General features: G+C 31.2%; 25 protein-coding genes. 4 read left to right on the top strand and 21 right to left on the bottom strand.

Annotated elements, in window-relative coordinates; genetic code table 11:
- Nucleotides 1-98: 98 nt before the first annotated feature.
- From ABDZ93_RS00710 to ABDZ93_RS00685, 6 genes are all read right to left on the bottom strand, one after another.
- Complete coding sequence (locus ABDZ93_RS00710) at nucleotides 99-2846, bottom strand: virulence-associated E family protein (RefSeq protein ID WP_343822704.1); 2748 nt, start codon at nucleotides 2844-2846, stop codon at nucleotides 99-101.
- A gap of 18 nt (nucleotides 2847-2864) precedes the next feature.
- Nucleotides 2865-4826: a DNA polymerase gene (locus ABDZ93_RS00705; RefSeq protein ID WP_343822702.1), complete on the bottom strand. Its 1962-nt coding sequence runs from the start codon at nucleotides 4824-4826 to the stop codon at nucleotides 2865-2867.
- Nucleotides 4813-5361, bottom strand: a complete 549-nt coding sequence (locus ABDZ93_RS00700) for a DUF2815 family protein (protein WP_343822701.1) — start codon at nucleotides 5359-5361, stop codon at nucleotides 4813-4815. The genes ABDZ93_RS00705 and ABDZ93_RS00700 overlap by 14 nt, the downstream gene beginning before the upstream one ends.
- A 36-nt stretch (nucleotides 5362-5397) precedes the next feature.
- Complete coding sequence (locus ABDZ93_RS00695; protein WP_343822700.1) at nucleotides 5398-5847, bottom strand: hypothetical protein; 450 nt, start codon at nucleotides 5845-5847, stop codon at nucleotides 5398-5400.
- An 80-nt stretch (nucleotides 5848-5927) separates the two neighbouring features.
- Nucleotides 5928-6329: a sigma-70 family RNA polymerase sigma factor gene (locus tag ABDZ93_RS00690; RefSeq protein ID WP_343822698.1), complete on the bottom strand. Its 402-nt coding sequence runs from the start codon at nucleotides 6327-6329 to the stop codon at nucleotides 5928-5930.
- A gap of 244 nt (nucleotides 6330-6573) precedes the next feature.
- The gene (locus ABDZ93_RS00685; RefSeq protein ID WP_343824546.1) at nucleotides 6574-6735 is read right to left on the bottom strand and encodes a hypothetical protein; all 162 of its coding nucleotides are present in this window, start codon (nucleotides 6733-6735) and stop codon (nucleotides 6574-6576) included.
- Nucleotides 6736-7019: 284 nt separating this feature from the next.
- Here ABDZ93_RS00685 and ABDZ93_RS00680 point away from each other — a divergent pair, with 284 nt between their 5' ends.
- Nucleotides 7020-7202 carry a hypothetical protein gene (locus ABDZ93_RS00680; protein WP_343822696.1) on the top strand — a complete coding sequence of 61 codons (183 nt, stop codon included), beginning with the start codon at nucleotides 7020-7022 and terminating at the stop codon, nucleotides 7200-7202.
- Nucleotides 7203-7867: 665 nt separating this feature from the next.
- Here ABDZ93_RS00680 and ABDZ93_RS00675 read toward each other — a convergent pair.
- The 8 genes from ABDZ93_RS00675 to ABDZ93_RS00640 form a co-directional block, all read right to left on the bottom strand.
- Nucleotides 7868-9106: an MFS transporter gene (locus ABDZ93_RS00675; RefSeq protein ID WP_343822694.1), complete on the bottom strand. Its 1239-nt coding sequence runs from the start codon at nucleotides 9104-9106 to the stop codon at nucleotides 7868-7870.
- A 1-nt stretch (nucleotide 9107) separates the two neighbouring features.
- Nucleotides 9108-9857 (bottom strand): hypothetical protein, encoded by a 750-nt coding sequence (locus tag ABDZ93_RS00670; RefSeq protein WP_343822692.1) that lies wholly within the window; start codon nucleotides 9855-9857, stop codon nucleotides 9108-9110.
- Nucleotides 9857-10579: an ABC transporter ATP-binding protein gene (locus ABDZ93_RS00665; RefSeq protein ID WP_343822690.1), complete on the bottom strand. Its 723-nt coding sequence runs from the start codon at nucleotides 10577-10579 to the stop codon at nucleotides 9857-9859. Before ABDZ93_RS00665 ends, ABDZ93_RS00670 begins: the two co-directional genes overlap by 1 nt.
- 79 nt (nucleotides 10580-10658) lie before the next feature.
- Nucleotides 10659-11306, bottom strand: a complete 648-nt coding sequence (locus tag ABDZ93_RS00660; RefSeq protein WP_343822688.1) for a TetR/AcrR family transcriptional regulator — start codon at nucleotides 11304-11306, stop codon at nucleotides 10659-10661.
- A gap of 40 nt (nucleotides 11307-11346) precedes the next feature.
- Nucleotides 11347-11493, bottom strand: a complete 147-nt coding sequence (locus ABDZ93_RS00655; RefSeq protein ID WP_343822687.1) for a hypothetical protein — start codon at nucleotides 11491-11493, stop codon at nucleotides 11347-11349.
- 835 nt (nucleotides 11494-12328) lie between these two features.
- On the bottom strand, nucleotides 12329-12766 hold the full coding sequence (locus tag ABDZ93_RS00650) for an RstR family transcriptional repressor (RefSeq protein WP_425544744.1): 438 nt from the start codon (nucleotides 12764-12766) through the stop codon (nucleotides 12329-12331).
- Between the two features lie 483 nt (nucleotides 12767-13249).
- A complete protein-coding gene (locus ABDZ93_RS00645) occupies nucleotides 13250-13504 on the bottom strand; it encodes an ABC transporter transmembrane domain-containing protein (RefSeq protein ID WP_343822683.1) in 255 nt (84 codons plus the stop codon).
- Nucleotides 13492-13608, bottom strand: coding sequence for a cysteine peptidase family C39 domain-containing protein (locus ABDZ93_RS00640; RefSeq protein WP_343822682.1), 117 nt, complete (start codon nucleotides 13606-13608; stop codon nucleotides 13492-13494). The genes ABDZ93_RS00645 and ABDZ93_RS00640 overlap by 13 nt, the downstream gene beginning before the upstream one ends.
- Before the next feature lie 477 nt (nucleotides 13609-14085).
- Between ABDZ93_RS00640 and ABDZ93_RS00635 the strand changes: the two genes are divergently transcribed.
- On the top strand, nucleotides 14086-14454 hold the full coding sequence (locus ABDZ93_RS00635; protein ID WP_343822680.1) for a hypothetical protein: 369 nt from the start codon (nucleotides 14086-14088) through the stop codon (nucleotides 14452-14454).
- A gap of 378 nt (nucleotides 14455-14832) precedes the next feature.
- Here ABDZ93_RS00635 and ABDZ93_RS00630 read toward each other — a convergent pair whose 3' ends face one another.
- Both ABDZ93_RS00630 and ABDZ93_RS00625 read right to left on the bottom strand, forming a co-directional pair.
- Nucleotides 14833-15267, bottom strand: a complete 435-nt coding sequence (locus ABDZ93_RS00630; protein WP_343822678.1) for a DUF3788 family protein — start codon at nucleotides 15265-15267, stop codon at nucleotides 14833-14835.
- Nucleotides 15268-15553: 286 nt separating this feature from the next.
- Nucleotides 15554-15985 carry a hypothetical protein gene (locus ABDZ93_RS00625; protein ID WP_343822676.1) on the bottom strand — a complete coding sequence of 144 codons (432 nt, stop codon included), beginning with the start codon at nucleotides 15983-15985 and terminating at the stop codon, nucleotides 15554-15556.
- 396 nt (nucleotides 15986-16381) lie between these two features.
- Here ABDZ93_RS00625 and ABDZ93_RS00620 point away from each other — a divergent pair, with 396 nt between their 5' ends.
- Nucleotides 16382-16819, top strand: coding sequence for a GNAT family N-acetyltransferase (locus tag ABDZ93_RS00620; RefSeq protein WP_343822674.1), 438 nt, complete (start codon nucleotides 16382-16384; stop codon nucleotides 16817-16819).
- 548 nt (nucleotides 16820-17367) lie between these two features.
- On the opposite strand, the gene ABDZ93_RS00615 is transcribed toward ABDZ93_RS00620, so the two are convergent.
- The 4 genes from ABDZ93_RS00615 to ABDZ93_RS00600 form a co-directional block, all read right to left on the bottom strand.
- Nucleotides 17368-17520 (bottom strand): hypothetical protein, encoded by a 153-nt coding sequence (locus tag ABDZ93_RS00615; protein WP_343822672.1) that lies wholly within the window; start codon nucleotides 17518-17520, stop codon nucleotides 17368-17370.
- A 490-nt stretch (nucleotides 17521-18010) separates the two neighbouring features.
- Nucleotides 18011-18877 (bottom strand): DUF2971 domain-containing protein, encoded by an 867-nt coding sequence (locus ABDZ93_RS00610; protein ID WP_343822670.1) that lies wholly within the window; start codon nucleotides 18875-18877, stop codon nucleotides 18011-18013.
- 141 nt (nucleotides 18878-19018) lie between these two features.
- Nucleotides 19019-19192, bottom strand: coding sequence for a hypothetical protein (locus tag ABDZ93_RS00605; protein ID WP_343822668.1), 174 nt, complete (start codon nucleotides 19190-19192; stop codon nucleotides 19019-19021).
- A gap of 32 nt (nucleotides 19193-19224) precedes the next feature.
- On the bottom strand, nucleotides 19225-19389 hold the full coding sequence (locus ABDZ93_RS00600) for a hypothetical protein (RefSeq protein ID WP_343822666.1): 165 nt from the start codon (nucleotides 19387-19389) through the stop codon (nucleotides 19225-19227).
- A 211-nt stretch (nucleotides 19390-19600) separates the two neighbouring features.
- Between ABDZ93_RS00600 and ABDZ93_RS00595 the strand changes: the two genes are divergently transcribed.
- Nucleotides 19601-20326: an NgoBV family restriction endonuclease gene (locus ABDZ93_RS00595; protein ID WP_343822664.1), complete on the top strand. Its 726-nt coding sequence runs from the start codon at nucleotides 19601-19603 to the stop codon at nucleotides 20324-20326.
- A gap of 20 nt (nucleotides 20327-20346) precedes the next feature.
- Here the strand turns inward: ABDZ93_RS00595 and dcm are convergent, their stop codons facing one another.
- Entirely contained in the window at nucleotides 20347-21798 is a 1452-nt protein-coding gene (gene dcm / locus ABDZ93_RS00590) for a DNA (cytosine-5-)-methyltransferase (RefSeq protein ID WP_343822662.1), read from the bottom strand.
- Nucleotides 21799-22003: the final 205 nt, after the last annotated feature.

The following is a 22003-nucleotide window of genomic DNA, read 5'->3' as shown; positions in this document are numbered from 1 at the left end:
TAATGGACACACGTGAGGTTAACCCTTATTATTACTAGGTTTGAGCCGTGTCCTTGCCTGTGTCCTTGTCCGTGTCCTTGGAGCCAAGGACACAGTTTTTAGGAATTTTCATCATTATTTTTTCTTACAAAAGCTCTTTGACTTCCATAATTTTTACCAAACCTCAGCTTTCCCGTGCCCATGTTATGTGGTTCCCAATCCTCAAGGACACGGAGAACATCATTAATTTCTCTAGAATTCATAGGTTTCATATGCTTAGGATCTCCTTGTAATAGCTCAACCCATATCTCCATGGCACATACTTTATCTCTTTTTTTAGTGGGTAATTCCTCTTCTATAAAGTTATTTCCATGAATATAGCTTCTTCTAGCTGCCACGTCTAGGTCATCCCAATTTTCAGGAAGTGGCATTTCTAGATATTCATGAATCAATCCCTCAATGGAACTTCTCTCTGTGTGCTGCTCTTGGATCTTAACTGCTTGTCTTTCTAGTTCTATCTCTAAGAATAACCCTTCTCCCTTCTTCCAAAGCTCCACAGCCTCTGCCCAAATCTGGTGAATTTCATCCTTTATATCATCTCTCCATAAATCTTTTTTAATTCGATTTTTATCTACCATTACAGGCCAGAACCTTCTATTTCCCGTTTTATCCTTTAAAAAGTCCATCTCATTGGTGGTGCCAAAGAATATACACTGCCTTGGAAACTTTGTAACCCTCTTTCCATAGGCAACTCTATAAATATCTTCCCTTTTAGATATGAAGTGTTTTACTGCTTCTGTCTCTGCTTTTTTCGCAGCAGTAAGCTCGGCCATCTCTATAATCCATGCATCTTGAAGTTGTTCATAGGCTTCCTTACCTTGAACTGTATTAAAGGAATCTGAGTACCAGTTCTGTCCAAGAAGGCTTAAAATATGGCTCTTACCTACACCTTGCTTTCCAACTAAAACCAGCATATAATCAAATTTTACTCCTGGATTAAAAATTCTAGCTACCCCAGCTACCAAGGCTTTTCTTGTAACCATTCTAGTGTAACTATCATCATTAGCTCCTAGGTAATCTATAAATAAATTATCCACTCTTTTAACTCCATCCCACACTAAAGAATTAAAGTAATCTCTAATAGGATGAAACTTATTTTTTTCTTCTACAATTAAAAGTCCATCATTAATCTTCATTGGACTAGTTATCCTATAAACCTTTTCTATATAATGCCTTAGAGCTGAATCGTCACTGTCTTTCCACTGATCCCCTTCTTTTTTATTACAAAGCCTATGCCAAGGTAGATTTCCTTTAATGACAGTTCTATGGGAAAATTCATTTAAAGCTATTTTTCCCTTTAAGTTTTCATCATTCTCAAGAATTAATCCTATATTTTCTATGGTGGACTTGTACTGTCCTAGCTTATCCACCTCTAAGTGCTGCATCCAATGGTTAGGCTCTTCACTTAAAGCTATTTCACTTATATTTTTATTTACTACTTTCTTATGATTTTCTGGAAAGTCTACTATATCCTTATTTGTCATCTGATTATCTAAAAATACTTTAACTTCGCTATTTTCCTTTAGGTCATTTCTTCGTACCTTCTTATCCATGGCTATAGCTTCCTTATTATTATAAGAGTTTATTTCTTCTTTATTATAAGGAGTTTCTTCTGCCTTATTATCATAGAAATATTTCACTTCCTCATTATTATAAGTATCTTCTTTCTTATCATAAGAGCCTCCATCTCTATGATCATAGAGTTCTTCCTCAACCTTAAAATCCATCTTAGCTTGCAAAAGCCGTTCTTTTCCAATGGTTAGCTTCACTTCATTATCATTTCTTGCAAATTCTATCATTGCCTTATAGGAAGGCAAATTAATACTTGGCGTACCTTCTGGAACTCCTTCATCTAGATGACCAAAGCTATGAATCCTCATTAAATCAAAGGCATTGCAAAGAAGCCCTGATATAGGGTCCGTGCTGTGATAGGAATAGGCAAAATCCCCTTGTTGATAAATCACAAGTCCCCCTGAGGTAGAGCCCTTTATATAGGTATATCTATCCTTATCTATGGTTGGAATGTATATATGATTTAAAAACTTTTCTATAACCTGGATAGTGGTATAACTGCGACAAAAGGCTCCTATGATTCCAGCCTTTTCCCTTGGAGAGCCTTGCCTATTGGCTAAAGCTCTCCTGTCCTTTTTAACCCTGGAGGATTCTGGCCAAGAACTTCTATCCTTCCAGTTTTCATAGGTATTTAAAACTTCATCTGCATCAAGCCAAGGTGCATCCTTATAGTGAAAGACAAAGACTCCATCACTGCTAGTTGAAGGCCAATACATAAGTCTAGAAGGTTCATAGGTACTATCATCAAAGTAATCCATGCCTATATCCCTTGCAACCTTTCTTCCTATAGCTTCATACTCCTCTGGTGTGACCTTTCTATTTAAGGGAATAACTAAACGAAATCTAGGCTTTTCAGTGCAGTGCTTATGGGTAGAGTATATAACTGCAGCAAAATCAAATAGCATATCCAAGGTATCCCAAAGATAGGAAGTAGCATAATCACAATCTAAAGTTAGTAGTTGTCTATCCATTACAGAAGTCTTTGTCCTTCTACCATCCTTTAAACTGCCACCTACAAAGCCACCCACATCTTTTATATTATCCTGAAGGTCCTTAGGGGCATTTCTATACTCCTCTAAGGTTTCAGAGGTATAAATAGTACTACTAAGTTTTTCTATAAGCTGACTCCAAGTTACATCTACATTGTTCCACTGCTTATCCCTTCTACTTTTGCCTACTGCTAGAGTAAGACTTCCTTCATATTTTAATGACCCTTGAATATTATTTTCCTTCATATTTATATACTCCTTTAATTAATATTTTCTATAATAACTACTTTCATTAACCTCAGCTGCTAAAGGTAAATCCATAGCCCAAAGTATAGGCATGCTCATGATTTCATCCACCTCTTTAACAGAGCCAAAGCCCTCAGGAACTTCTAAAACTACTTCATCATGGACGTGGATAACACATTTATATCCAGCCCTTTCAAGGTTTAACATAGCCTCTCCAAGACAATCCCTAGCTATAGCTTGTACAATGTTTTCTGTTAGCTTTCCTCCATAGGTTTTAAGAACTCCCCACTGCTTTTTATTTTGGTCTACCCCTTCATAGGTAAGTACATTTTTATTAAGTCTAAAATCCCTCTTTACTCTAGCATTTATATAGGCTAGACTTCTTCCTGAAGGCAGGGTTACAAACAAAATTCCATTCTCCATAGAAAAGATGATTCCATTACGCATCTTTACAACCTTTCCATGGATTACAGACTTTAAAGCAGCTCTCTCAATATTCTTCCACAGCTTCACTATATTTCTATTAGCAGCCCTCCAGGTGATAACTAAGTTAGTAACCTCCTTATCATCAAGACCCATCTTTAAAGCACCCATGGCAAGTAATGCTCCCTTACCACCTTGATATCCTAGAGCAAGTTCTGCAATCTTTCCCTTTTCCCTAAGAACACTACCCTTGGTAACCTCCGTCTCTGGCACATGAAACATTTTAGCGGCAGAAGTTTCGTAAATCCTTCCATGGGAATTAAAAACATTTAATCTCCATTTTTCATTTGCTAACCAAGCTATAACCCTAGCTTCAATGGCATTATAATCTGCAATGATAAATCTAGAGCCCTCCTTAGGAATAAAAGATGATCTTATAAGTTCACTTAAAACCTTAGGCACACTTGGATAACACATGTCCAGTTCATAATAATCTCTACTTTTTAAAAGATCCCTGGCTATATCTAAATCATCTAAGGTGGTCTTAGGTAAGTTTTGTACTTGAACAAGCCTTCCAGCCCATCTTCCAGTTCTACTAGCTCCATAAAACTGAAATAGTCCTCTAATTCTCTTATCCTTCCCCATGGCACTAGCCATAGCTTCATACTTTTTAATAGAGGTTTTAGAAAGAATTAACTTTAATCTAAGGACCGACTTAATTTCCTCGCTGATATCACGATTTAATAGCCTTTCTATAGCCTCCTTACTAAGACTCTCTGTATATACATCCCTATCCAAAAGCCATTGTTTTAACATTTCGTTACTATTAGGATTTACGATTCCTGTGACTCTGGTGATTTCATCCTTTATATAATCATGGCTTTCCTTAGCACATTCTCTAGCACAGGCTATAAGCTCCTCATCTACCAAAATTCCATAATCATTAATCCTTTGGTCAAGATGCCATAGCTTTTCCTCCTTAGGTGTGAGTCTAAACTTACTTAGTTTTCTTCTAAGGGCTCTCTCCACCTCCACATCTCTTCTGCAATATACAGTAAAAAGCTGCCACTTAATAAAATCATCCTCTGGTATATGTCTTAATGGTTGTCCATCCTCTCCATAGTTATATGGCATAGAAAAAAACTTTATAAGTTCCTTACCTTCCTTAAGCTTTCCTTCCTTCATCTCCAAAGCATTTAAAGCTCCATCTAAACTTCCAGGAAGTCCCAATAAAAGAGCATTTACAGCAGTACACCTCCAATGCTCAATTACAAGGTTCAAGTTAAAATACTTAGATATGCATATTCTCTCAAAGTTAGCATTAAAGGAAGTCTTAACAACTTCATTACTGGTCAAAGCCTCCATAACTTCCTTAGGCATTACCTCCCCGCACTTTAAATCTATAACCCTAACTTCATCATCATCAAAGGCATAGGCAAAAAGTAAGATTTCAAAATCCTCTGCCTCACAGTAGGCATAAACTCCACACTTACTAAGGTCTCTACTAGAATAAGTCTCTATATCAATAGCTAAAAGCCTTTCACTACCATGTTTCATTATCTTCATCCTCCATAATTTCAAAATCATCCTGAGCCCTAGATCTACCACTTAAAAACTCTCCATCCTCTAGCTTTTGCACATTTTGAAGACCACAGCCAACTCCCTTATTTCCTCCTTGATTAAAGGCATAAAAGTTTATAGAAACTCTGCCATAGCAACCAGAATAAACAATGCCAGGCTCTAATATATCCCTAAGACCCCTATCTACAACTCCAGGCCTTTGCTTAGAGGTAGCATTGATAAAATAATGATTAGTAAACTCTTCATGCTCCCCTCTCTCCTCATCACCATCCCTAAGAGGCAGCTTCAAATCCACAGGAATCTTACCACCCCAAAGAGCTGATCCTGAAAGTTTAGCCCCTTCAACACCTTTTATAATAGATTCCAAAGTTTTCTTATCTGACTTCGGAATAAGAATACAAACACTATACTTAGGCTCCTGACCAAGATCCATAATCCTTGGCTCAAAGAGATTTGTATAACAAAGCCTTACCTTTCCTGTAATAACCTTAGTATTAACTTTAACTGACATAATTAACTCCTCCTCATAATATTAATTAATTTATGTTTATAAACTATTTGCTTCCTTAAGTAAGTCCCTATAGTTCTCCCTTGGAACATCTGAAAGCCTGTCACCACCATACTTTATAAGTAGCTCACGAACCTTTTTATGGTCACCCTGTTGAGACATAGCAGCTAACTTTTCTCTAATTTTACCTAAAGTAACCTCTTCCTTACAAAGGATATAGGCATCCTCTTTCTGCAACTTTTCTTCCTTAGCTATTTGCTCCTTAAAATTCTCAGATATTTTTTCTTCCTTAACATCATTTTCCACACTTTCCTTCTTAACATCCTCTAGCTTCCAGATCAGTCCATCTTCCTTATCCTTAGGTAATTCACCATCACCATCTAAAACCTTAGACTCCTTCTCATCCAAGGCTTCAAAAAACCTAGCTGACAGCCTTAAAAGCTTGATAAGTTCTTTACAATTAAAGTTCACATTAATATTGATATCCATAATAAAACCTCCTTCAAAAAAATACCCTCTATATATAAAGCCTTCGTAGCAATGAATTCGTAGCTTTTTTTGAAAATTTCTTAAAAATTTTTTAAAATCATTCTTATTTCCTTATATATGAGCTTAAGAATCCTTCTTATATTCCCCTCACTAACTCCTCTCTCTTTGGCAACGGAAACAATAGTTTTTCTTTGAAAAAACACTAGGTAAATTAACTTTCTCTCATCGAAAGATAATTTACCTAGTACTTTATTAAGGCTCTCATTAATTAATATTTCTTCAATAACCTCAGTAACTTCCATATCATTAGATTTAAATTGAAAGCCATGCTCCTCCATTTCCTCAAGAGAATTGTGTCTACGTCTCTCCTTGCGATTATTATTATGAACCTGCCTTTCCATATCCATTACAACGTTAATAAGCTCATCAGGAATATCTACCTTCTGAACTTCACCTGTAATAAATTCATACTTAATTTTCATATTCATCTCTCCTAGCTTCAAATTTTTCATTAAAACTTTTATGAAGCTATTCAAAGCCTAGGTGGAGATGCTTATATAAAAAAAGCCTTCCACAATGAAAGGCTTTAAAAACTAACCCTAGAAGGATTAAATTCTGTTAAAATAAAAAAATAGCCGAATGACTGCTAATTTAGCAACCATCCGGCTATTCGGTAGTTAATTCTCCATTGCTCGGTATGTTTTATTATACTTCCTAACCTATATCTTAACTCATTATATATGAAAATTCTATTTTTCTTAATTTAATATTGTTCTTTACCCCTAGAAGTTTTCTACACTTATTACACTTTATCTCTATCATTCCAACGTAGCTCTTTTCCACATCAAATAATCTATTATTGCAAATTGGGCATCTCACCTGAATCAATTACATCTAATCCCCCTCTCTATACTAATTCTCCCCTTTAAAATACTTAATCATAATATAGATAAGCTCTCATTTACCTATCTACATTTCCCCTTAATATAACCTAACATATCCTTTTTTTATGTCTTTTCTACCAAATACTTTTATCCTTAACTCGAATTCCACAAAAGTATAGTTACATTATATGACATTTTAAGGTAGTGGTCAAGAAATAATTTGAAATTTTTTGAATATTTATTGTTTTTATCCATAATGCTATTTATTAAATTTCAACGTTGAGTAAAATGAAGTGTGTTAATAATTTGTTATGTACCCAAGGGGATGATTCCAAAACAAATTTATTTTTTTCTTCTAGCAAAGGTAATTTCGTTGTAAGTTTGGCTCATCCTATAGTTAGTTATGTAAATGGTGTTGAAACTGTTGATACCAATGCTGTAATAGGTATATCCTATCTAAGAGAATATTAGTATTTATATTATCTTAGTTTATTAGTAGGAAGAAATACGCTTTAGCAAAATTATGATTATAATCAGTTTACACTTCTTAAATAAATAAGTATTTAGGAGGTTGTAATTGGATATTTATCGGTTAATATGTCAAGGTTCGAGTATACCAGTATATTCAGCAAATGATATAGATAAGGATACTATGTAGATTGTAAGATAAGACTAAATTCTATGAATACCCCGGTCTATTGAATAGATTTTTAAATTTAAAGTATAAAAGTTTTTCTATAAAAATATTTGAAATGACCCTTCTTCTATCAATAATACATAATTATCAATAGTTTTAATTGTTCCATCATTACTAAAAATTAATTTTCTAAAAATTAAACCTTTCGTCCACACCAACAGATACTCTAGATAATAAGACCTGGTGAAAGTGTCAGAAAAAAGTGGACTAACTTTAAAAGTTGGTCCACTTTTTCTCACTTAAATAGCAAAAGATTTAATTCTAAAACCTCATTGAAATCCTTATATATTTCTTCTAAAGTGTCTCAAACTATTCCACTCTTTATAATCTCTTCTTTCTTAAGATGATATTTACTTAAAAAATTTCTTTATCTAAAATAAGGTTTTCTTTGGTAGTGGATTTAGGTCAGTTTCGGAGGGTTTGCTCATAATAAGAATTATTATGATGCATCCATATTTTTGAATATATCCTTTGATGTAAGGGAGACGGCTGCAGACAGAATTGCAACCACTAGTAGAATAATCCCTGTATGATTTGAAAATTGATCAAAAGCTACCCCATATATGGCTTGCCCAATCGGTTGTGCACACATGGAGAGAGAAATCATCACTGCGATTACTTTTCCGACAAGCTCTGGCGGTGTTTCAGTTTGAACTGCTGCAATCATCTGTACACTGAACATTGTGGCAAGTGCCATGATGACAAAGCTTGTGGCTGTAATTACCACATAACTGACCATGTTTGCCATGCCGAGTAGCAGTGGAACTGCCATGACCCCCACGGATAGGCTGCAAAGAAACATCAAAATGTGTGAACTTGTAAGCTTTAGTTTTTTGCTGAATACAGCGGTGAAGATTCCCCCGCAAAGTCCGCCAAGTGCAAGGACCCCCTGCGAAAACCCAAGCAACTCATCACTCATTTTAAGTGTGCTAATAATTAGAATAGGCATGCCAACAATCAACATTGATGATAACACCAGATTGAAAATGGTAGCCAGACCAATGATTTTAATAAGGACTGGTTTTTCTTTTTTCATATAATTTGTACTGTCAAGAAAGTCACTTTTTATAATTGCAGATATTTTCATTGCATTATTTCTTTTTTCAAAGGGTATGTGTATAAAAATCTCCATTATAGCAGAGGCAGCAAAGCAAGCAATACTAATGAGAAGGATGGGTACAATGCCAAAGGCACCAAATAACATACCACCAATAATGGGTCCCAAAAGCCCTGCCAGTGCACCGACTTGGTTGACTACCGCACTTGCTGATAAAATTTTATCTCCTGAAACCAACAATGGAATACTTGCTTGCACCGTTGGCTGATAGGTGCCACTAATGCCATAAAGCAACATTAAAACAGCAATAAATAGCGGAACCATGGGCAGTTTTCCAAGAGCCATAAAGAACAGAAAAATAATGCTTGCCGTTAAAAAATCAAGTGCCACCATGATGTTTCGCTTGTTCACTCTGTCGGCCAAAATACCTCCCAAAAATGAGAGAAGGATCATGGGAAGAAAGGAGGACGCTGTCACAATTCCAAAAAGAGATGCTGAGCCTGTTTCTCTCAAAAGATAGAGAGGAAGCGCAAATCGCAAGATTGCATTACCAAACATTGAAATGATTTGTCCGATTACTACAAGTGTAAAGTTCCTATTAAATAGTTTTGTTTGTTCCATATTACAATGCCTCCATCTTATTTACCTTTGACAACAGCTCCATAAATACTGCAAGACCTAACACTAGTAAAACAACCATTCCTATTAGCCTGATTTGCAAAGAATTTTCAGGTATAAACGACATCATATTGCCAAATGGAATAATTAACAGAAAGGATGTTACTACAGTAGCTACCAATGACTTCCTCCAAAACCCTACACGCATTGCTATAAGCCCTATTGAAGCAGCCAGCAGTGCTGAAACTCCTGTTGTAACAAGTAGGTTTGGCCACATTTCACCTGTAAACATATTGGGTAAAATGTGAAAAGCATTTGAGAAAAAAGCAAACATACTGATTGCAACAATATTACATATAGATACCGCAATGGCAGTAAAGAAAAACACAAAACTGCATTTCGCAAAGAGAATTTTGCTTCGCTTTATTGGGTAAGAGAACAATAGAATTGCTCTTTTCCCAGTATATTCTTCAACTGTAAATTTAGCGTGCATGATAGCAGATAAGACACCGAATGCAAGAACAAACAGTATGGAAATCAAAGATATAAAATTATTCCATTGGCTAAACATACTCAAATCTGTAGGCAGGGAAGCGCCGCCTCTAATTTGGATCATCTGCTGTGATTGTTCAATTTGTGGTATATAGGCTATTAAAAAGCAAAATCCAAACTCAAAAATCAAGATAAGTAACGATGCCATAATGTAAGATCTAATTTTGTTTCTTTCAAGTTCTAAATTTATAAGTTTTATCATTATAATTTTCCTCCTCTCATTTTTTCAATCAAGAAATCTTCAAGATTGTTTTTATGCTCTGCAATTAAGTCATTCACATTAGCTTCAAGGGTTAACGTGCCATTTGCAATGACCGCAACTCTTTCAACGGTTTGTATAACTTCGCTTAAAATATGACTTGAAAGTAAAATTGTCACCCCCTGGTTTTTAAGGGAAACAAATAAATCTCTCATTTCCTTAATTGCAACAGGATCAAGTCCATTAATCGGCTCGTCAAGCAGCAATACCTTAGGACTATGTATCATACTTCTAGCAATGCCTAAACGCTGACGCATGCCAAGAGAAAACTTTGACACTGGCTTATCACCCACATCACCAAGGCCGACACATTCAAGGGATTTTGATATATTTGCATCCATCCCCATATATCTAAGATGAATGGACAAATTGTGAGCAGCATTCAGATGCTCATAAAAATATGGCACCTCAATAAGACTACCGATGTTACCGAGTACCTGATCTCTTTGGGCCCAAGCATTTTTAGCTAGAACATATGCACCACCCTCAGTTGGCTCAAGCAATCCGGCCATAAGCTTTAAGAGGGTTGTTTTCCCCGCTCCATTTACGCCTAATATGCCATAAATCTCCCCCTGTTCCACTTTCATTTCTAGACGATTTAATACGGTCTTGCCATAAAATTCCTTGCATAGTCTGTTTGTATATACTGCAAATTGCTGTTCCATAAACTTCTCCTCATTCATATACCGACGTTCGGTATGTATTTTATTAAAAATATTCTGCCCCCTGAGGAGCAGTTAGTTTTTAACCATTGTAGCGACTACTGTACTCAACATATTGTAAGATAGTCTCTGTATCTAAAATATCAATTCCTATTCCATTCAAAAGCACACTGAAAAATTCCATTTTCCTACGCATTTCTTCAGGTGTAGATTTTGCAAACACAGGGTTTACCCAAATATTCATTAGCGTAATGATAACCTCAGCAAGTTCCTTTGGATAAGCGGTTTCAATTGAACCATCACTTATTCCCTCCTTGATGATAGGCTCAATATAGCATGGTACAATCAATTCATAGATTTCTATAACTTGTTTCATCACAAATTTAGGATCACTCATAATTTTGTTTGACATTGCTATAATCGCATTACTACCCGGATTAGCGTAGCCGGCTTTAATCATCATTTTTAGCTTTTCATAACCAGTCATGGTCTTGTCATCACGGAGTTTATTGAAATAAGCTGTGTTTTCATTGCCAATTTTCTCACATACTGATTGAAAAATTTCCTCCTTGGATTTAAAATGATGATAGATTGCCCCCTTGGAAAGCCCCCCCAAATGATTGATAATATCTTGAATTGAAGTGCGTTCATAACCTTTTTCAATAAAGAGCTTTAAGGCTTCCTCTAAGATTAGGTTAACTGTTTCTTCTGGATATTTATTTCGCGCCATACAGCATCCACCTCCATACCTACCGTTGGTATCTATATTATCATTGATGATTTTTCTTGTCAAGCACTAATTTTTTTGATTTACTAAAGCTTTTTTTAACTTTAGTATTCTCAAACTGGTTTAAAAATTCATCTATTTCATCTTTATCCGTTATTTCTACAGTTTTTCCATAAGTTCCAGAGCTCATCAGTATCTTATCTACTTTTTTAAAATCAATATCTAGTATACTCTTGAAATCCTTTAGTATAAGGAATGGTTGTAAAACCAGTACTATAATAAGCTATGAAAATGGTAATGAAATTGTTGAAACTAATTATGTAATAGGTATCTCCTATCTAAGAGAATATTAGTATTTATATCATCTTAGTTTGTTAGAAGTAATAAATAAGTTTTAGCAAAATATGATTATAATCAGCTACTCAACCCGATGGATTTTAAAGATTTTTGAGACTACCTTTAGGACCAGTATATATTATAGATGCTAATAATAGTACTATTATTATTAGAAAAGCTAGTATAGCTAGTACTTTACTAATTATTAAAGATAGCACAAAACCTATTACACCAATAACGCAGGTTATAAAGCATGTTTTTTTGATTCTTGATAATGCTATTTTAGGGTTATATTTTTCCTTTTCTTCTTTATTGAGAAAGTAATACCACTTTATTCAGTTAATACTCTTTTCTGGATTAGCTATTTCAAAAACAATTAAAATTATAAATAATCCTAGACTTATTTGTAATAAGCCTATTTGATATATGCTCATTCTCTACCTCCAATTATTAATATGAAATTAATGATACATAACCATATACCATATACCTTTATTCTAGAATTACATGATTTGTTTCTATTTTCACGTTATTTTTCTCTCCTATCATATATAAATATTCATTGTCTTAAATTTGAACATAACTCTAGCAAAACAAATTGTTTTCGCAATTTATTTACGTACGCTGGGTCAATTCCATAAATGAATAACATCTAGTGTTCATTTTATTATTGCTAATGGATTATAAAATTATCTCTTTTCTTTATTCTTTCTTCTAATAACTTCTAACACATATCCTATTCCCATACCTATAAAAGCTCCCGCAGTTCCCCACATAAAATTCCCTGTAATTACACCAACACCTGTCCCGATTATAAAACCTCCAAGCATTAAATTTACTGAATCTTCATCCTCATCCTCTTCATCATAACTATCACTATTATCACTAGATACATGCTCTTCTTGATTTATGCTTTTTCCTTTATCTGTTTTTTCATTAACCATCAACTCATCTAAACTAACATTAAATATATCCCTTAATAATATAAGGTTATCTATATCTGGATATGCTTTACCTGATTCCCACTTTGAAATTGTTTGACGTGATATATTTAACTTTTCTGCAAGTTGTTCTTGCGATATATTTTTTTCTTTTCTCAATTTCTTTAGATTTTCTTTAAAATTCAAAGTAACCACCTCATGTATAATTATCTCTATCTATTTGCTATTATACAAGCATATATTAGTTACTTTTGCTGTAAACCAGTGGTTGCATCAATTAAAAATTAAGATTAAATTCCTTAGTCTTGATATAGAAGTTAAAAGCAAAGAAAAAAAGTGCCCCATCCTGCAAAGAATAACACTTTTTCTTAATTAGTCTTTTTCCGCTGCAAACATTTCTGCATAAATACCTTGTTTTTTAATCAAACTCTCATGATTACCGCACTCCATTATAGTTCCACTTGAAATAACAATGATTTTATCGAATCGCTTAACTAAATTTGCTTTATGTGATACTAATATACATGGAATTGATTTTTTTAAGAGATTATCAATTATTTTAGTTTCTGATAAAGAGTCAAGCTGTTTTGTAGAATTTACAGCAAATATTTCATTTATCTTTTAAACTGTATCTTAACAACAGTCATCTGTATAAATGTAATCATAACCCTATTCAAAGGTGAGAGAAAAAATTGAGATAAACTTATAAACCCTATTAATTGAAAATACTCCTTGTCCATAAATTAATGTTGTACCAATCAATATTAAAATAATAGGAGTAAAGTAATATATTGAACCTATAAAACTACCTAAGACAGAAATTTTTATATCCTTCTTTAAAGTAAGATCACGTTCTAGTTTGAATTTTTCTGACCATCTTTTTAGAAAAATATTTTCTAGGTTTAGAGATTTTATTGTTTCCATTCCCTTAATGTAGATTTAATGCCCCAATAGTTTAATATCATTGTTATACAAGCAATACCACATTCACTATGTTCAGATTGTTCTACTAAATTTAACTTTCCCATATTTGTGTCCATTCTTTTCCATTAACTTAAAGAGCTAAATAAATAAAAAAGTAGCCTTATTTATTTAAAGAAGAAACTGCTGTACTACCAGTAAGCCAAAATCTACCACTGAAACAAGTTGATTTTAGAAAATATAAAAATAACGTAATTGATGGCTTTACTACTATATGTAATTACTTTATAAATAATAGAGAAGAATTTTTAAATTCAGATATATTTAAAAGCTTTAAAGAGTTAGGTGAATAAGAGAATTGGATACATTGTTGATAAAAAAACATTTTAATGGTATTCAAGAATTTGAGTTAAGTAGTATAGAGATATATCTTTTTTTGATATAAAAAAGTTGAATATATATAACTCATTACGCGTAAATTTACATTTTTATATTTTGTTATTGACTTTTTAACAATTTTATCATTTTAGAATATAATAAAGTATAACCAATAATTAAAAATTTTATTTTTAGGAGGAATATAAGTGGGTTATGATTTTTTAATCGCTAAAACACATTTAGAAAGTTTGGAGCATGGTGAAACTATATTTGTTAAAGTAAATTCAAATGCATCATATGTATGTTGTGTGACAGTTTACTATTATATAAATGGTGAGCAAGTTAATCAATCAACTAATGGGATATTAAGTCATGGAAAAGCAGTGCTTGTAATTCCTAAAATTGCGCGTAATATTGATATAGTAGTAGAAGATGAAAGATGGATTGGAATATGGAGTACTATATATAGTGACCATATCTTATCAATTGATAAAGATATTACAGTTACAGTTGATGGTTGGCTATATAAAGAAGAGGTTAAAGTAGAAGTAGATCAGAGTATCGATGCAAATTAGTTTGAAGAGTTAGAAAGTTAAAATTTTTATAATAGGGGCAATGGGATTATCAGTGTAAACTAGATCACATTACCCCTTATGGATTCTCAATTTTTTTAGATTTTCTTTAAAATTCAAAGTAACCACCTCATGTATAATTATCTCTATCTATTTGCTATTATACAAGCATATATTAGTTACTTTTGCTGTAAACCAATGGTTGCATTAATTTAAAATTAAGATTAGATTCCTTAGTCTTCATATAGAAGTTAAAAGTAAAGAAAAAAAGTGCCCCATCCTGCAAAGAATAACACTTTTTATCAATTAATAAGCTATTATAATAAATTTGCCAGTGGAGGACTTCAAATAATAGGTAAAGAGCAGAGATTAAATTTAGTATTACTTTACAACAGGCTTCTTTTTAAAAGCTAATAATCTTATTATCTCTTCTATATCTTCCTTTGTTTTAGGTCTGTAATTAATCCATCCACCATCACTACAAGGATATTTATTCTTCCATAATTCTTTAGTTAAAGATAATCCTCCATTAATTACTTCATTGAGTTTTTCTTTATCTTTTGAACTTATTTGCATCATTACATCTATATCGCCACTTTCAAAAAAGATATAACATAAGTGCTTGGTTTTATGTGAATACTTATATCCCCAACCGTAATTATTTCCAAATGGGAACTTTAATTCCTTTTGCATATCATATTGTTTATCAAACGTTTCTTCAAATTGCTCCAATAATTTTTTCGTATCATTTCCAATGAATTCAAAAATCTCTTTTTCCGTAGGTATATTATTTTTATCTAACATCCTATTATTCATATTAACTTCTCCAATCATATATTATATAAAAATTAAATAACATAATTTTTTACTATTCTGTATTATCATATATATATTATACGGAAGCTGTCAATAACATTGTCGCATAAATGCTTATAACTATTAATTATAGTGTTTATTAGTTATACAAGTTCCCGTTATATTAAATTTTTTCATCAAAATCTATCACCATACTATACTGATATTCTATCATGTAAAAGTGTTATTTAATCATAGAGTAAAATTTCAATGATTTATTTTATGGTTTCTAGAGTATCTTACTTATTTAATCTTTCAAATTATATTTTATTTCTATTTCATTAATTTTATCTATATCTATATTTGTGTTAGAAATATATCTTGTTTCTTTATCATTTTTGTAAATAGTAATCCTATCATAACCATAATTAAATGAAACAACTATTTTATCATTAACAAACAATCTAGCTTCCAAACAATATCCTGTTTTTCTTGATTGGCTAAAGCTTTTTTTAACTTTAGTATTCTCAAACTGGTTTAAAAATTCTTCTATTTTATCTTTATCCGTTATTTCTACAGTTTTTCCATAATTTCCAGAGCTCATCAGTATCTTATCTACTTTTGTAAAATCAATATCTAGTATACTTTTAAAATCCTTTGGTATAAGAAATGGTTGTACAATAAGTCCAATAATAATTATCACCAATATAACCAGTAACCCAATACTCTTTTTCTTCATCTCTAGATCCTCCTTAATAAATATAAATATTGTGGTTAATTCAATTTATGAACTAACGGAAAAATAGCCTGTAAAAAAGAGTGCAAAAACGGTTAATACAATTCCTCCTAATATAGAAGTTACCTTATAATAATACCATATATTCAAAATAAAGTTAATTCATTATGTTTGTCTCTTTGAGTTAAATAAAGGTTCATAAGTTTCTAGTCTTCAGAGGATTGTTTCCCTCTTACTGGACAAGGGATATATTTCAATATTTTATAGTAAATTGAATTATATTTACTATAATGATACACTAATAAATAGGTCGTATATGTAAACCATAACAAATCAAAATAACATCTAGAGATTTATTTGATTTTATTATCTCAAATCTAAAAATAGGGAGGAAACTCTATGGGAATTATGTTAAAACAAGTAACAAAAGAAAATTGGTACGAATGTAATAATTTAGAGGTTTATAAAGAACAAGAAGGAATTGTTGCGCCAAATTATAATTCAATCATTTTAAGTTTATTATATGAAAATTGGAATGCAAAATGCATTTATAAGGATTATATGCTAATTGGACTTCTTTTATATGGAATTGAAGAAGATACAAGTAAACCAATGTTACTTAGGTTTATGATTGATAAAAAGTTTCAAGGTAAAGGATTAGGGAAAAAAGCAATGCTAAAATTGCTTGATTTAATAAAAATTGAATATGGCAATATAAAATTCTATACAACAGTCTCTCCCCAAAATATATCTGCAAAGAAGTTATATGAAAGTGTTGGCTTTGAAGAAACTGAAGAAGTAATGTGGGATGAAAATGTAATGGTAGTACAATTATAAATAAAACCATGAGCAAGTGACTCCAACAAGACACGTCATCACTAAAATGTTACCCATTACCCAAATTAGGAACAAAATGAATAAATTTTGTTCCTATTAAATTATTAAAATACATATGAAAAATATTCAAAAAACCTGCAAACCTGCACAGCGCCAACAACTAGTTATATAGTTAACTAGGTTCATATTTAACTAGTTTTATAGGTTTATATGTAACTAGTTTCCTATGTAAAATTTTATATATATCCCTATTTAACTATATAAAATTTTCTATATTTAACTAGGGATATATTTAAATATGTATATATTTCAGGGTTGGGATGGGATGATTTTTGGGGGATGGGAAATTTTTTTTTGATGATGGTAGGTTGTTTTAGAAATTTAATATTATCTATACCTAAAACATAAAATCTATCATATTTTATGTGAGAATCAAAATAATCCAACAACTCTACTATTATAGATTAGACTTATTTCACCCAAGCATCTAATGAGATTTCTCCACTTTTTCATTTGTTTTGTATTTTTCGTAACAATTCTTTTAATAATTATCTAAGACAACGATCTAAAGCCATTTCAATTACATTTGATGATACATCATTTTTTAAAATTTCAATTACTCTTACATTTTCTTCGTCATCATGAATATATAATTCTATTCTATTATAACAATTTGTGATTTTGTTATATAAAAATTCCAATAAATCATTAGTAACAATAAATCATTAGTAATATAAATTGATATAGAATATTGTTTGGAATTTATATCTAAGATAATATACAATACACATTCATAAACTTATACTATAATTCCCAAAGTAATAATAGGGTCAAATAGCCATGTCTTATATATCCTTCATATTTGACCCTATTATAATACAAACATACCATATGGATAATATGTTCATTTATAACAATATCTTTTTAATTAACAACATAATTAAAGAGATATCAAACCGAGTAATTCCAAAAATTTAATAACTTGCATTTACTTATTTGTATTCTTCCCGTAAATAATATAACGTTGACTTTTTCATTTATTGCGTGAAAAAATATCATTAGGAAATATGAGCCCTAAGGAGTACAGACAGAACCTTGGATTTGCAGCTTAGCTGATCCAAGAAAACGTCCGCATCTCCCTCTCTAATTGACTTATGTAATAACTAATCCAACAGAATAGAAAAAGATAGATTATTCTATCTTTTTATAACTCAATTCATAGTCTTTACAATTATCATCAAAATACATTTGATATACATTTACACCTAATTCTTTTCCTATATTAATTAGCTTATTCTTATATTTTTCACAAGTCATACCTAAATATATTCCTGTTGTTTCTATACCTAAAACTTTATTAGGCATTAAAACTCCTTTATTACTAACATTAGTAAACTGTTTTGCTATTTCAGTTGGGAAAAGTAACCTATACTCATTCTCATATTTCCAGTCATTATTTTTTATAATGCAATTATGAAATAACAATGCATTATAAAATTCTAAATCCTCTTTTTCTTTTTCTGTGATTTTTCCTATCATATCTTTATATCCTAAGCTTACACAATTCATATATGCAACATTAGCTGGTGCTCTTGTCGGCTCGTAAGATATTGGATAAAAGAGCTTTGGCTTTGTAACATTATATTCAATACAAAATCCAGTATGATTATTAGCGTAATGTGCCCACATAGGCATATTATTTGTAAGATTAGTTGTAAAACAACCTATTAAAACTCCAGTGTAATAAGAATCTCTTAATGCATTTATTAATTCTATAGGATAATTATATTTACTAATTTTATCTGATGTTATAAATAATGTTTTTAATTCAAATGGATCATTAAGACTTTTACAAGTTGATAGCCAAAATTCATTATTTCTTAAAGAATTAAGTTTCAAATTGTTTAAACTATCTATGTTACATTGATTATCGCAATTAGGAACATCACTTAAATAAATATATTTATATAGTTTTTGAGGAATATATCTTATTCTATATGAATTGTAGTCTTCTTTTTTCTCTATCATAGAAATATATGTGTCAATTTTAAATGACATTTTACCACCCCTATACAATTATAGCATTATAATGTCTCTAAGTTATTAATTTATATTCAAATTACACTGTATAGAATTAATTTTAAAGCACCTAAGTTTCTAACAATAAAAAAGAGTAGCCAAAACTACTCTAAATACTATTTAAAATGGTGTTCCGATTGCTAAATTACTTCCTAAAACTTCTGGTACATTACCTATATTAATATCAAACATAGATTCAACAGTAACTGCCTCATAACATTCCTTTATTACCATATTCTCAATATTTTTAGTGAAACTATTATCTATTTTCCCATCATCTGTGTACTTCTTCACTTCTACTGAATATCTTTTGTTAAAATCTTGTTTTATGTACAGATATATATTTTTTCTATGCAATACCCATAACTTATTATATTTTCATTCATAAAAATTGAATTTCTAATTGCTGTTATTCTCTTATCTTGAAATATATTCTTTTGGATATATGCTCCTACCATTCTATATTGATCTAAACTATTTGCTAATGCCATTTTCAATCATCCTCCATGTCTCCTTCTGTCTTATATTTATATTTTATATTTTTGATTTAAAAGGTATACTCGAGGATAAAAACTTTTTAGAATAAAATTCAAAATTTATTTCATCAGATCTAATATGACTGACTTAGCTACGTCATTTCGTGACAAAATGGTACTATTATGGTAATATTTCATTATTAGATTTATAAGGGTGGTGAGGATTTTGAATTCTGTTGAAATTAAAGAAATTAAAGAATTAAAGTATGTTACAGCTACAGAAATCAAAGAATTATTGGAGAATCAATCTATTTATTCTTCAATAGGTACAATAACAATGAATTTAAATAATACTTCTGTAGTTATTAAACAAAATGATATTATAGGAAATGCTTTGCAAGAATGGTTAGGACAAGTTTTGAAAGATAATGATATTTACTTTAAGCCTGCAAAAGGACAGACGTTCCCTGATTTTTATTTAGGTGAAGATAGCACTAAAAATTTATGTGAGATGAAAACATTTTATAAAGCCCCTAATTTTGATGTTGCTAACTTTTATGCCTATATAGATTCATTAACAGATAAAGCTTACAGATTAGATAGTGATTACCTAATTTTCAAGTACCATAGCGATGAAAATGGCTGTATAAAAATTCAAAATATATGGTGCAAAAAAGTATGGGAAATAACAGGTAGGGCCAATGATTTTGACTTAAAGTGTCAACGAAAAAAAGGACAAATAGTAAATATACGACCTGTAACTTTTTATTCTGAAAAAAGTAAATTAAAACCATTTGCAAATAAAGAAGAATTACTAGCTGCTTTATATAAAACACATTTAAGCACCACTAACCAAACTAGAGTATCTAAGGATTGGTTAAACAAAGTAATTGAAAATTATAAGAGTTATAGTGGCATAGACTTAAAAGATAGAGTATATGCTTTAATCTAAATATAAGGATAGGTAAATAATTACCTATCCTTATATATTGCTGCAAGTCTTTCTGATATAGCTGTTATAACAGGTACACAAACAGTATTACCAAGCAAATCAAAAGCCTCTTTTTCTTTTATATGTGATAAATCATAGTCTTCTGGATACCCACAAAGGCGCTGTCCTTCTCTAATTGTTAAAGTTCTTAATCCTCCATTATCTATAACGCCTAACTTTGATACGTCCATGGCAACTAACGTAGGGGCTAAATCATTTGGATCTAATATTTTTGAAAACTCAAATGATAATTTTCCTGCTACTATATTATATCCTTTTTCCTTAGTTGTATCTGGCACTCTTACTCCATCAATTTGTTCTCTAGGATGCTCAATTTTTAAATACCCTTTTTTAACTAAATCATTAAGTATTGATTCTAAATTAGGTACATCATAAAAAGTTTTAATCTGTTCTAAAGTTAATGGCATACCATCCATCCACTTTATGCCAATTTCTTCAGCCCATTGCTTTTTACGCCTTTCTTTAAGAAGCATATTAAGTAATTCTCTTTGTTGAGTAGTTGTTTTACCCTTTAATTCTATTTCCCATGAATGTATATTGTTTTCTCCACCACGTTTATCCTTTATAGACTTTCCAATTACATCATTAAGTTCAAAATTTTTAAATAGACATTTAGTGAACTTGCTTTTTACAGTAGGTAAATTATGTTCCATTATATCTCCAAGTGTTGAAGTTGTAACTGGGAAATCTAATAAATTAACCTTCGCTTTTTTTGTTCCAACTATATAAATACGTTTTCTGCTTTGAGCTAATCCAAAATATTGAGAATCAAGCAATTCATGACTAACTAGATATCCTAAGTTTTCTAAATTGTTTATGATAACCTTCAAAGTATTTCCATTGTCATGATTAACAAGACCTTCTACATTTTCTAATAAAAATCCATACGGTTGCTTCTCCTTTAAAATCCTTTCTATTTCGAAAAATAAAGTTCCTCGTGTATCAGCGAATCCCAAACCTTTCCCTGCTGAACTGAATGGTTGACAAGGAAATCCAGCTAATAAAAAATCAAAATCTGGTATTTGCTCATTTGATATTTGAGTTATATCTCCGTATATTTTTTCATTACCATAATACTCTTGATATGCCTTTATTGCATATTTTTTTATTTCTGAGGAAAATACACATTGTGTTTTATATCCTAATTTATGAAATCCATATTCAAATCCTAATCTAATTCCGCCAAGACCCGCAAACAGATCAATAAAACGGATTGTATCTCTAGTTTCTTTCTTTGCAGCAGCAATTCCTTTTACTAATATGCTATTACAACGTTCTGAAAAAGATGATCCAATTCCAAAGTGTTCTATATCAGCTTGTTGTTCTTTAGTAAGATAAACCTTAAACCCAGTTTTCTTATCTGTTGTTGAAATAGTTTTGCGTCCTGCGTTTTTACGTTTTCCACCCTGCATATATATTCCTCCTAAGTTATTACGATAAACAAATTATATCATATATCTTTGATTTTTCAACCCTATAATTCAAATTTTATAGGAACCAAGCTGTGTATGAACATTATATCAATAAATACAAAAACAGCCTAAACTAAGCAATAATGTTCAAGCTGTTTATATTAACTATCCTGTATTAATCACTAATTATAACCATACGACATTA

It is taken from the genome of Clostridium subterminale, from assembly GCF_039521425.1.
In the GTDB taxonomy this organism is placed as follows: Bacteria; Bacillota; Clostridia; order Clostridiales; family Clostridiaceae; genus Clostridium_J; species Clostridium_J subterminale.
This window is presented reverse-complemented; position numbering and strand designations above follow the sequence as displayed.